Below are 11,097 nucleotides of genomic sequence, written 5' to 3' on the forward strand. Positions count from 1 at the left end.
AAAAAATTTAGTACCTTCAATATTGCTATAAGTTCCGCTTTGTAGTGCAATTCCAGCTAGAGTGGTTCTGAAAAAGTAGGCGGTTGCTGGTGATCCACCACAAGAAAACTCAGGGATGGAAGTTGTTCTTGTACCTGAACTGGGAGCACCAGTATCTTCAAAGGTATCGCTCCAAAATTGAGTTTGCGCATTTCCTCCTATATAGGAGAAGCAAAGTAGTAATGTAAAAATTAATGTAAAGTTTTTTTTCATAATCTTAGGGGTTTAAAATTAAATTATTGTTTGTTAAAATAGTAATAAAATGCATTGCTTTTAGGTGTATAAATGAAATCTAAAATTTGACATAAGTTTTAATTTTATTGATTAATTAATGAGCAAGTAGGATTGGTAAAAATATTAAAAAAAGCATAAAAATACATAAACACCTACATTTTTTTAATAATTATATAACATTGTTGTTGATTGTTAGGGGGAAAAGTTTATTTTAGTATTTCAAAAATAGTTTGTAATTGTAGCAATTCGCATAAAAATGACACAAAAAGGCAAATTAATGTCATAAGATTTAATAGCAGAAGTTTTATTCAAGTTATTAATATTTTTTAAAACAAAACTATCTTTGTCTTCTCAAAATTAAATTTGAATGTCTAACCACCGCCATTTCATTATCCACAAACCTTATGGCTATTTGAGTCAATTTATTTATGAACTTAAAAGGAAAAAGAAACTTTTAGGAGAATTGTATAATTTCCCAAAAGGAACTATGGCAATTGGTAGATTAGACGAAGATTCCGAAGGGTTATTGTTGCTTACCACCGATGGGAAAATGAGCGAAATTGTTCGAAGTAAAAAAGTAGATAAAGAATATTACGTTCAAGTGGATGGAATCATTACTCAAGATGCGATTGATAAAATGAAAAAGGGTGTCGAAATTGGCTTCAACGGAACAAAATATATCACAAAACCTTGCGAATCTTTTATTGTTACCAACATTCCTAATTTTGGAGCTAGAGGAAAAAAAATCAGGGACGAACGCCACGGACCCACTTCCTGGGCTTCCATTACAGTTAATGAAGGGAAGTTTCGCCAAGTACGGAAAATGACTGCGGCGGTTGGATTTCCGACTTTGCGATTAATTAGGGTTCGAATAGGTAACGTACATTTGAATGATTTGCAAGCGGGTGAGGTTGTTGAGGTTGAAAGTTTTTTTTAATATGACAATAGGTTTAGGTTATGAATATAAAAAAGTTTAATTTTGAGTAAAACATTTTAAAATGACTGTTGTAATAAAAAAAGGACTAGATAAAAAAGAGTTTGAAAAGATTCTAGACTCTTTTCGTAAAAACAAAAAATCTCAAGGAGTTAACACTTCAAAACATTGCGGCACAATAAAATTGTCTAAAGATCCATTAATCATTCAAAAGGAAATGAGAGATGAATGGGAATAGTATTGTTTTAGATACTAATATTGTACTTTATTTGCTAAATGGCGATGAGAAATTGTCAGCAATTTTAGATGGGATGCAACTATTTCTTACTGTTATAACAGAAATTGAATTATTAGGATATTATGGATTATCTTCAAATGATAAATCAAAAATAAAATTATTTCTTTCAGAATGTTCTGTTGTTTCTTTGAACAATGAAATAAAAGATTTAAGCATTACACTTAAGCAAAAATCAAAAGTAAAAACACCAGATGCAATTGTCGCATCTACAGCATTATTTCTTCAACTACCATTAATTACTGCTGACAAAGGTTTTTCAAAAATTGAAAATTTGGATTTAATATTATATCAATTTTAATGCTTAACATCGTCCTTGTAGAACCCGAAATCCCTAATAATACTGGAAATATTGGACGTTTGTGTGTTGGTACCGAAAGTCGTTTGCATCTCGTTCATCCTTTTGGGTTTGTCATTAACGATAAAAACCTGAAGCGTTCCGGATTGGATTATTGGGTACATCTCGATGTGACTGAATATCAAAATATCGAAGAATGGATGGCGCAAATTCCAGACAAATCAAGAGTTTTCTTGATGAGTTCTCACGCTGAAAAATCAATCTATGAAGCCGATTTTCAGGATGGTGATTGGTTGGTTTTTGGAAAAGAAAGTGTTGGTTTGAGCGATACAATTTTAAATCAATTCGAAAATCATTTGACCATTCCGATGTCTAAATTGATTCGTAGTTTTAATATTGCCAATTCCGTTGCGTTTGTAGTTGGTGAAGCGAAAAGACAGATTTCAGGTTGCAGATAGCAGATTTCAGGTAGCAGTAATCAGTTTTTAATCTTTGTGAACTTCGTGCCTTCTTTGTGTCTTTGTGGTTAAGAGGTTATTACAAACTTCCCCTTTTCGTTATCAAAAACAATGTGTTCGTCTTTGAACAAAGTATTGAAACTGCCTTTCATAATCAAATTACAAGGTTGATCTTGTACAGTAGTTTCGGGTGTCATAATAATCATTTCGTCACTTAATTGTGTTGCTAAATCAATATCGTGCGTCGAAAAAAGAATACACTTTCCAGTTTCTTGCGTTAGTTTTTTCAAGAGTTTAAAAAGTACCACTTTGTGTAGTAAATCCAAGTGAGTTGTGGGTTCATCTAAAATTATTAACGGCGTATCTTGAGCCAAAGCTCTTGCAATTAATACGATTTGTAATTGGCCGTCACTAATTTCATAATGTTTTTTGGACGCTAAATGACCAATTTGCGTGAGTTCAGTTGCTTCGTCGATTTTAGCTATATCTTCTTCGGTTAATTTTCCAATCCAATTGGTGTAGGGTTGTCTTCCTAAAGCAATGAGTTCGAAAACGGTCAAATTACTTGGTGGCAATTTTTCGGTCAAAACAACACTTAGATTTTGTGCCAAAGTCAAAGCATCAAGTTTGTGAATATCATTTCCATTCAATAAGACTGCTCCTGAAATTGGTTTTTGAATTCCAGTCAAGGTTCTTAAAAGCGTTGATTTCCCGATGCCATTTGCACCAATTAAAGCGATTAGTTTTCCTTCCTGTAAATTCAAGTTTAGATTTTCGGCAATGGTATTTGTTGAGCTTTTGGATTTATAACCAATGCTTAAATTTGAAGTTGAAAGGATATTTTTATTGCCCATTTTTATTTACAATTTAAGGTTTTAAACGCATAGAAACATAGTTTTTTGGAATATATAAAGAGTTAATAGTTGAAACTCGTTTCAAACATAGAAAAAGAGTTTGCTTTTCGGGTAAAATTTATTCATAAAATTATTATTAAACGCATGGAAACATAGTTTTTTGGGATATATAAAAGAGTTTATAGTTGAAACTCGTTTCAAACATAGAAAAAGAGTTTACTTTTCAGGTAAGTTTTTAAAATATTCGTTTACAAAAGTCTTCTGACCGTCTTTAAAAATATTGAAACAATTAAAATTGATTAAAATTCCTTTTGGGGCTTTTAAAAGTTTCATATAGGTCAAAAGTTGAGCTTCAAATATGGGATTTGTTTGTATTACTGATTTTAGTTCTACAACTAAACAATTTTCTATAAATAAATCACACTTAAAATCTACTTTGAGTTCTTTGGTTTTATAAACTAGAGGAACTTTCATCTCTGTAGAAAAGTTGATTTTTCTATGAGCTAGTTCTTCTTTTATGCATTGATGATAAACACTTTCGAGCAAACCTCTCCCCATTATTTTATGCACTTCAATAGCGGAACCGATGACTTCGTAGGTCAATTCATCTAAGTATTTTTGTGTTATCATAGGAGTGTTATTTTTAAAAAATATTAAACGCATAGAATCATAGAAAAAAGAGTTGGATAGACCAATTCTTGGGTTTTCGCATTGACTATGTATTCTAAAATTAAGTGAAACGACTAAATAAAATCAATTATGGCTATGTTTCTATGCGTTTAAAAAAACTAGTTCATCATTTTACGTTTTCGAATCAACAACCAAATCACGATTGGTGCTCCAAAAATAGAAGTCACGGCATTAATAGGCAAGGTGATATCACTTCCTGGAAGTTGCGAAATACTATCACAAATTAGCATAATAATCGCTCCAAAAAGCAAAGTACTCCAGAATAAAATAGTGTGATTACTCGTTTGAAAAACCAACTTGGCAATATGCGGAACAGCCAATCCTATAAAAGCAATTGGTCCTGCAAAAGCAGTGATGCTTCCCGCCAAAATACTAGTGGCAAGTATGATAATCAATCGTGTTTTTTCATAGTTCATTCCCAAGCTTCGGGCATAGTTTTCGCCAAGTAACAAAGCATTTAAAGGCTTGATGCTGAATAGACTTAAAAATAAACCAATAATTGTGCAAATCGACAAAATTACAATAGACGACCAAGACAAATTGCCGAGGTTTCCCAAAGACCAAAATGTAAATTTTTGCAATTGTTCGGCAGAACTAAAATAGGTGAGTGTACCCACGATAGCGCTAGTTAAACTGCCAAACATTAGTCCGACAATTAGTATTGCCATTGTATCTCGCAACTTTTGGGAAACAGCTAAAACTGCTAATAAAACCAAGAAACTTCCCAAACTTGAAGCCAAAACAATTCCGTAAGAAGAAAGTAAAAACGAAGCTAAAAATGGTGGTAAAAAAGCAGCTCCCAAAATAACGGTCGCTACACCCAAACTAGCTCCTGAACTTAGGCCTAAAACATAAGGTCCCGCCAACGGATTTCGAAATAAAGTTTGCATTAATAATCCGCTGATGGACAATCCCATTCCAACAAGAATGGCAGTAATAGCTTTGGGTAATCTATAATCGATGATGATGTAGTGCCAAGTTTCTTTTGTCGAATTTCCTCCTATAAGACTACTGAAAACATCTTTTATCGGAATAGAAACCGAACCTAAACTGATGTTCAATAACAATAGCAATAGTAATGACAATGTCAAGAGGGTGAAGAGGATTGTATTTCGATTGGAATGGGTCAACTTATTCTAATTTATTGAAGAAAAAAAGTTTGTAATCAGGCAATAATTCAGGGTGAAAAATTTTAATTAAATCTTTCAAAACCCAGTCGGGACGAGTGGAGGCCCATTCAAAATAAATGATTCCACCTGTTGCTCCTTTATTAACGGCATACGAATATACTTTTTTATTTTTAAACGAAGCAAATTGGCTGTAATGCGTATTATTGTCACTCATTTGTTTCAAGGTCGAAAAATTACCTGGCGCAATCCAGAATTGGGCATTTTGAGCTTTTTCAAGTACGGTTTCGAAAGGAACAGACAAACTTCCAGTTCCTTTGGTGGTTGTCCATAAATAATCCGATTGGGCATCTTTCAAAAATAAGGCAGCCCAGCTTTCGCCTTGAGGAACATACCATTGATTTTCATACATTGCTCCGCAAAGAACTGTTGGTTTTGTGGTTGTTTTTTGTGTTAAAGCCAAAGTTGAATTGTAGGATGTTTCAATTTCTGAAAAAATAGCATCTGCTTTAGAATCCAATCCGTACAATGCGCCAAAAAACTTTATCCATTCGGCTTTTCCTAACGGAGATTGTTCCGTCCAATCGCCGTTGAGTAGTACTTTTAAACCACTTTTTTGTAGATTGTCTAGCGTTGGATTACTATTATTTAATCCAAAACTCACAATAACATCCGGTTTCATATCGATTAAAACTTCGGTATTCAGGCTTTCATTGGTTCCCACTTCTCGAACTTTTCCAGTGTCAATTAATTTTCGAGTTTTTTCGGAAGAAATATAATCGGTGTTGGGAAATCCAATTAAAGTGTTTTCGACACCTAATAATTCCAAAGTCGGAATATGGGTTGTCGAAGTCACAACAATCGATTTTATGGGAATTTGAATAACAGTAAATTGCTTTAAACTATCAGGAATAATTCCGTTTTTTTCTTGAAGAATGTAGGTGAAATTTTCTTTGGATTCTGGCCAAGGATTGGTGATTTTTACAATCGAAAAACCTTGGTGTTTGTATATTTCCAGTCCTTTGGCATAGTGAATTTCGTTTATAGAATGTTTAACTTTTGGGTTATTATGAACTTCTTTTTTGCATTGAATAAAACACAATAATAATAGAGTGAAAAACAAATAGCTGCGGGTCAATTTCATTGTGTAAATTTTTACAAAAGTATAATTTAGATTGCTATAAAATCAAAAAAGTGTAACATTTGATGCAATACTTTTTATTTAGATCACTTAATTTTGACTTTAAAACGAGAAAAAATGAGAGACAATTCAAACACTTTTATATATATTGTTGCAGGAGTCATTTTGCTGCATTTTTTGGTTGGATTTATATGGTTAATGATAAAGCTTTCTAAAAAGAAAGATGACAAAGAGGATTGATTTTATTTGTTTATTCAATTCTTAGAGCTACATTTGCCGCCGTATTGAGGTTGCTGTTTTAATTTTAAAACCGCATTAAAAGGGAAGAGAGTGATTGAAGATTGTAGCTTAACGATTTTTGATTTCAGATTTTAAATCCGAAATCATTATTCAAAAATCAAAATTCAAAAATCTCACGCTGTACCCGCAACTGTAAGCTATCAAGCTTGTTGTTATCTACAAAACCACTGTTTGGAAGTGGGAGGTTAGAAGGTAGAGGTTAGAAGTTAAATACTTCTTACTTCGTATTTCTAATTTCTAACTTAGAATGGGAAGGTAAACAACAAGACGCAAGCCAGGAGACCTGCCTATTACATCGAGTATCAAACTTTCGGGAAAAAAGGTTTGGGTATGGGTCATTCTATGCTTTTCTCCCATTTTTTATTATTAAAAATGTTTTATTAAAATGAACAACAAAATCGTTCGTATTAGCGCACTGTTTGTGCTAATAACCAACTGTCTTATTGCGCAGCAAAAAGATAGTATCGCTTCATCAACACAATTAAATGAAGTAGTAATCTCTGATTCTAAATTTGCATTAGCCAAAGAAAAATCGGGAAAAATTATCACCAAAATCACATCAGAAGATTTAAAAAAACGAGAAGGACAAAGTATTGCTTCAGTTTTAAATGGTGTTGTAGGAGTCGAAATTAACGGAAGCCAGAGTGTTACCGGAAAAAATTTAGGCTACTACATTCGTGGCGGGAAAAACAATCAAGTGCTGATTCTAATTGACGGAATTCCAGTTGCCGATGCTTCGGGAATTAGTTTTGAATATGATTTGCGTTTGCTTCCTGCTAATCAAGTAGAAAGTATCGAAATTATGAAGGGTGCTGCAAGCACTTTGTATGGAACAGGTGCTGCTACTGGAGTAATCAATATCACTTTGAAGAAATCAGGCAAAAAATCCATTCAAGGAAATGCTTATATTAATGCTGGAACTAATAATACTGCTTTTACATCAAAGAGAAGTCTTCAGAATTTTAACCAAGGATTTTCAGTGAATGGAAATGCTGAAAAAGTGAATTATTTTGCTTCCTTGAATAGTACAGAAACTAATGGAATGTCGCAAATTGCTTCGCCAAATCAAAGTATAAAATATGAAGAAGACCGTTTTTCGCGATTGAATTATTTGGCTAAATTAGGTTATAAAGCTTCTGATAAACTGACTTTGGACTTCTTTGGGAATTTCGATAAAATCGATAATGATTATGATGGTGGTTTTGATAATACTGGTACGAATGATGTAAGCCAGAATACTTCAAAAACAGAACAATTTCGTTTTGGCTTTATGCCAAAATACAAATACACGAATGGACAATTTATACTGAATTCGAGTTTCAATAAAATATCACGTGTTTATAATGAATTGGATAGTTATTCTGGAACAGTGGGTTTGTCACAATACAATTCCAGAAGTGTGAATGTTGATGGCTATAATAAACAGGAGTTTTCGAAATCTTTGTTTTTGGTGTCAGGTGCACAATATCAGTTTTTCGATATGAACAGTGGAACTCCTTATGGAGGAGTTGCGAAGGAAAAAGCCAAATTTAATATGATGGATCCTTATCTGACTGGAGTTTTTACATCGGATTTTGGATTGAATTTGAATGCTGGAGCAAGATTAAATATTCACAGCGAATACGGGAATCGATTGGTTTATAATGTAAATCCATCCTTTGATTTCAAAGGATTTCCGTTGAAAGTTTTGGCTTCATATAGCACGGCTTTCGTGACGCCAAGTTTGTACCAATTGTATTCCCAATACGGAAACACCGCATTAACACCAGAAAAAAACAGCACGATTGAAGCTGGTTTTGAAACCCAACTTTTAGACAAAAAACTCCGCTTTTCTGTCGTAGGATTTTATAGAGAACAAACTGATTTTATTGGGTTTTCATCCTCTTATCAGTATGTCAATATTGATGGGAACAATAAAGCCAAAGGTTTAGAAACTGAAATCACTTTTGCTGTAAATGATAATGTCAAATTGATTTCCAATTACACTTTTACGCAAGTAGATGAAGCTTTAGATCGATTGATTCCGAAGCATAAATTGAATTCGTCATTGGATTTTCAAATGTGTAGCAACGCCTTTTTTAACCTGAATTATCAATATGTTGACAGTAGAAATGATGCTTTTTTTGATGGAAATTCCTATACAACCCAAAAAATAGTTTTAGGTTCTTATCAACTGGTAAACGCTACTTTACGGATTGAATTGGTAAAAAATAGATTGTCATTTTTTAGTACAGTAAGCAATATTTTGAATGCTGATTTTGTAGAGAATGTAGGCTATAATTCTCTTGGAAGAAACTTCAAATTAGGATTGAATATCAATTTGTAAAAAAACCTGTCAGGCTTAATAAACCTGACAGGTTTTTTTCTATTATTACAAAGCTTTTAATAATCCTTCGGGAGCTTTTTCAAGATACATTTGGTTTTGAATGCCATTTGCCGATTTTGAATCTTTGAAATAATCAAACTCTTTTCCTGGAATTGGTTTTGCTATTTTTCCAGTTCCCGTGATTTTGGCAATTGCAGTACTTAATAAAGGCTCGGTTGTATCTCCAAGAACTCCTAAAGTGTTTATATATTCAGGCTGTTGAAATGTTGGAACTAAACCACTTTGATAATCACCAAAGCCAACTCCATTGACAATTTTCAAAACAAGTGGTTGCATCGCGTAACGATGGTTTGGATTTCTGTTATCTTTTCCAAAAGTAGGAGAATCGTATAAAGTAACTGAACCCACGTTTTTGCCAACAGTGACATCACCAATTTGTACAACTGTGATATAAGGTTTTAAACCATTAATTACCAATTCACTTGCCGAAGCTGTGCCTCTTGAAGTCAAAATATAAATCTTAGTCATATTTACACTATTGATAGGAATAGTTCCCATTTTGTCAGTAAAGTAATTCTTTAACGATTCTGGATCATTGGCTTCAAAATAGGATTCTATTTTGGAATTCCATTGTTCCTTAGCAAAAACCTGACCTGTAAAAGCTCCAGTAATCATACTTGCCAATCTCGTTGCAGTTTGAATAGACCCGCCACCATTGTAGCGTAAATCAAGAACCAAATCAGTAATTCCTTGTGATTTAAGTGTGCCAAAAGCATCGTTTAGTTGGGTGTCATAATTAGAATAAAAGCCATTATACATTAAATAACCAATTTTGTGTGAACCTGAATTGATTACGGTGTTTACCAAAATTGGATTTTCGTCCAAAGCGGTTTTTGTTAATGCAATATTTTTACCATTTGAAGTAAAAGCACCTCCATTTATATCGGCAAGATTTAAAGTATAATCATTATTGGAGCCAAACAATAAAGCTTGATAGTTGCTTATGGTAAGTTGGGTTCCATTGACACCATAAAATACATCACCACGATGAATATCTTTGGTAGCTGCGTCTGAATTTGGAATAATATAACGCACCCATCCAATAATTTCAGATGAACCTGATGCTTTATAACTTAGTCCAAATTCTACACCATTGTTATTTGTCGATCCTTGAAGCTGACCTTCTAAAACTAAATAATCATCGACTATCCAACTGAATCTATCAACGGCCTCTGAAGCAGGATAAAGACTTTCAGGCTTGTTAAGTAAACTTTCAAATAAATTTTCAGGAACAGGATATCCTGATAAAAAGTCATTCATTTGAGTTTGGGTTGCAAATCGGTCGTCAGCTAAATTAGGAACATCGGCTTGCCATAAGTAATATAAGTTTAGACCATTCCAAATGAAGTTTTGGACTTCAAGATTATCTGGTACTGTTGATACATCGTCATTGTCATGGCAACTTTGAAAAGTAAAAAAAGCTAAAAATAATAAGATTACAATTTTGAGTTTCGTTTTCATATTTGGGCGTTTGATTTAAGGTTAACGCAAAAATACTTACTTTAGTTTTATTTTTTAAACTTTGTAACAAAAATAGTTTAGATTCGTCTTGAATGTATAACCGCTCAAATAAAAACTTTTTATGAACCAAAACGAGTTTGTGAGTTTGATCACTCCTTTCAAAGACAAGGTCTTTCGGCTTGCAAAGCGATTGCTTGTTAGCACAGAGGAGGCTGAGGATGCAACTCAAGAAGTTTTGGTGAAATTATGGAGTAGAAATTCGAGTTTGGATAATTATAAAAATATTGAAGCTTTTGCAATGACGATGACCAAAAACTTTTGTTTGGATCAATTAAAATCTAAAAGAGCAGGAAATCTTCAAATCGTTCATTCTAATTTCGATAATAAAGAGCCAAGTTCTGATAAAATATTGGAAGATAATGATAGCCTTAATTGGGTTGAAAAAATAATTAACCAATTGCCAGAACAACAAAAATTAATTATTCAATTGCGAGACATCGAACAATATGAGTTTGATGAAATCGCCAAAATAATGGATATGAATGAAACTGCGATTCGAGTGGCACTTTCGAGAGCAAGGAAAACAGTTAGAGAATTTATGATAAAAACACACAGTTATGGAATTGGATAAAATAGAAATTCTAATAGAAAAATACTTCCGAGGAGAGACCAGTATTGTCGAAGAAAATGAGTTGCAAAATTACTTTTCTTCATCAAATGTTGCGCAGCATTTGGAACAATACAAACCAATTTTTGGTTATTTTGCTTTGACAAAAGAGCAAAAGTTAGAGAGAAAATTTCCACAGCAATCTATAAAACGAAACAGAACGTGGATGTCTCTCGCTGCTTCGATTGTTGTTTTGCTGGGAATTGGAACCTT

At 33.1% G+C, this 11,097-nt stretch carries 13 protein-coding genes, 1 pseudogene and 1 riboswitch; of the genes and pseudogenes, 8 read left to right on the plus strand and 6 right to left on the minus strand.

Annotated features, from left to right (window positions below):
- On the minus strand, positions 1-252 hold a 252-nt coding region (locus tag PHC28_RS10125), incomplete at its 3' end, for a hypothetical protein (RefSeq protein WP_300099539.1).
- A gap of 388 nt (positions 253-640) precedes the next feature.
- On the opposite strand from PHC28_RS10125, the gene PHC28_RS10130 reads away from it, so the two are divergent.
- The 4 genes from PHC28_RS10130 (at position 641) to PHC28_RS10145 (ending at position 2,258) form a co-directional block, all read left to right on the plus strand.
- Positions 641-1,210 (plus strand): pseudouridine synthase, encoded by a 570-nt coding sequence (locus tag PHC28_RS10130; RefSeq protein ID WP_300099542.1) that lies wholly within the window; start codon positions 641-643, stop codon positions 1,208-1,210.
- A 61-nt stretch (positions 1,211-1,271) separates the two neighbouring features.
- Entirely contained in the window at positions 1,272-1,445 is a 174-nt protein-coding gene (locus PHC28_RS10135) for a hypothetical protein (RefSeq protein ID WP_300099545.1), read from the plus strand.
- On the plus strand, positions 1,432-1,803 hold the full coding sequence (locus tag PHC28_RS10140; RefSeq protein WP_300099548.1) for a type II toxin-antitoxin system VapC family toxin: 372 nt from the start codon (positions 1,432-1,434) through the stop codon (positions 1,801-1,803). Before PHC28_RS10135 ends, PHC28_RS10140 begins: the two co-directional genes overlap by 14 nt.
- Positions 1,803-2,258, plus strand: a complete 456-nt coding sequence (locus tag PHC28_RS10145) for a tRNA (cytidine(34)-2'-O)-methyltransferase (RefSeq protein ID WP_300099551.1) — start codon at positions 1,803-1,805, stop codon at positions 2,256-2,258. Before PHC28_RS10140 ends, PHC28_RS10145 begins: the two co-directional genes overlap by 1 nt.
- Positions 2,259-2,326: 68 nt before the next feature.
- Here PHC28_RS10145 and PHC28_RS10150 read toward each other — a convergent pair whose 3' ends face one another.
- The 4 genes from PHC28_RS10150 to PHC28_RS10165 all read right to left on the minus strand — a co-directional run bounded on the left by PHC28_RS10150 (position 2,327) and on the right by PHC28_RS10165 (position 6,073).
- Positions 2,327-3,112: an ABC transporter ATP-binding protein gene (locus PHC28_RS10150; protein WP_300099554.1), complete on the minus strand. Its 786-nt coding sequence runs from the start codon at positions 3,110-3,112 to the stop codon at positions 2,327-2,329.
- Positions 3,113-3,328: 216 nt separating this feature from the next.
- A complete protein-coding gene (locus PHC28_RS10155) occupies positions 3,329-3,742 on the minus strand; it encodes a GxxExxY protein (RefSeq protein ID WP_300099557.1) in 414 nt (137 codons plus the stop codon).
- Between the two features lie 158 nt (positions 3,743-3,900).
- Positions 3,901-4,932 (minus strand): iron ABC transporter permease, encoded by a 1,032-nt coding sequence (locus tag PHC28_RS10160; RefSeq protein WP_300099560.1) that lies wholly within the window; start codon positions 4,930-4,932, stop codon positions 3,901-3,903.
- A gap of 1 nt (position 4,933) precedes the next feature.
- Positions 4,934-6,073, minus strand: coding sequence for an ABC transporter substrate-binding protein (locus tag PHC28_RS10165; protein ID WP_300099563.1), 1,140 nt, complete (start codon positions 6,071-6,073; stop codon positions 4,934-4,936).
- Positions 6,074-6,187: 114 nt separating this feature from the next.
- Between PHC28_RS10165 and PHC28_RS10170 the strand changes: the two genes are divergently transcribed.
- Together PHC28_RS10170 and PHC28_RS10175 are read left to right on the plus strand one after the other, a co-directional pair.
- A complete protein-coding gene (locus PHC28_RS10170) occupies positions 6,188-6,310 on the plus strand; it encodes a hypothetical protein (RefSeq protein ID WP_300099566.1) in 123 nt (40 codons plus the stop codon).
- A gap of 30 nt (positions 6,311-6,340) precedes the next feature.
- Positions 6,341-6,676, plus strand: a riboswitch (cobalamin riboswitch).
- Positions 6,677-6,755: 79 nt separating this feature from the next.
- Complete coding sequence (locus PHC28_RS10175; RefSeq protein ID WP_300099569.1) at positions 6,756-8,696, plus strand: TonB-dependent siderophore receptor; 1,941 nt, start codon at positions 6,756-6,758, stop codon at positions 8,694-8,696.
- 45 nt (positions 8,697-8,741) lie between these two features.
- Here the strand turns inward: PHC28_RS10175 and PHC28_RS10180 are convergent, their stop codons facing one another.
- Complete coding sequence (locus PHC28_RS10180) at positions 8,742-10,217, minus strand: S41 family peptidase (protein ID WP_300099571.1); 1,476 nt, start codon at positions 10,215-10,217, stop codon at positions 8,742-8,744.
- Positions 10,218-10,338: 121 nt separating this feature from the next.
- Between PHC28_RS10180 and PHC28_RS10185 the strand changes: the two genes are divergently transcribed.
- Together PHC28_RS10185 and PHC28_RS10190 are read left to right on the plus strand one after the other, a co-directional pair.
- Positions 10,339-10,848: a sigma-70 family RNA polymerase sigma factor gene (locus tag PHC28_RS10185; RefSeq protein WP_300099574.1), complete on the plus strand. Its 510-nt coding sequence runs from the start codon at positions 10,339-10,341 to the stop codon at positions 10,846-10,848.
- Positions 10,835-11,097, plus strand: a pseudogene (locus PHC28_RS10190) (hypothetical protein); the annotation flags it as partial. The gene PHC28_RS10185 and the pseudogene PHC28_RS10190, both read left to right, overlap by 14 nt.

The sequence above is a fragment of the Flavobacterium sp. genome (genome assembly GCF_028712645.1).
Classification (GTDB): Bacteria; Bacteroidota; Bacteroidia; order Flavobacteriales; family Flavobacteriaceae; genus Flavobacterium.

Bases quoted from the DNA above. Each gene is read 5' to 3' on its own strand.
- PHC28_RS10165 (WP_300099563.1), bottom strand. From the start codon at position 6,073: ATGAAATTGACCCGCAGCTATTTGTTTTTCACTCTATTATTATTGTGT.
- PHC28_RS10145 (WP_300099551.1), top strand. From the start codon at position 1,803: ATGCTTAACATCGTCCTTGTAGAACCCGAAATCCCTAATAATACTGGA.
- PHC28_RS10155 (WP_300099557.1), bottom strand. From the start codon at position 3,742: ATGATAACACAAAAATACTTAGATGAATTGACCTACGAAGTCATCGGT.
- PHC28_RS10180 (WP_300099571.1), bottom strand. From the start codon at position 10,217: ATGAAAACGAAACTCAAAATTGTAATCTTATTATTTTTAGCTTTTTTT.
- PHC28_RS10140 (WP_300099548.1), top strand. From the start codon at position 1,432: ATGAATGGGAATAGTATTGTTTTAGATACTAATATTGTACTTTATTTG.
- PHC28_RS10170 (WP_300099566.1), top strand. From the start codon at position 6,188: ATGAGAGACAATTCAAACACTTTTATATATATTGTTGCAGGAGTCATT.
- PHC28_RS10130 (WP_300099542.1), top strand. From the start codon at position 641: ATGTCTAACCACCGCCATTTCATTATCCACAAACCTTATGGCTATTTG.
- PHC28_RS10135 (WP_300099545.1), top strand. From the start codon at position 1,272: ATGACTGTTGTAATAAAAAAAGGACTAGATAAAAAAGAGTTTGAAAAG.
- PHC28_RS10185 (WP_300099574.1), top strand. From the start codon at position 10,339: ATGAACCAAAACGAGTTTGTGAGTTTGATCACTCCTTTCAAAGACAAG.
- PHC28_RS10150 (WP_300099554.1), bottom strand. From the start codon at position 3,112: ATGGGCAATAAAAATATCCTTTCAACTTCAAATTTAAGCATTGGTTAT.
- PHC28_RS10175 (WP_300099569.1), top strand. From the start codon at position 6,756: ATGAACAACAAAATCGTTCGTATTAGCGCACTGTTTGTGCTAATAACC.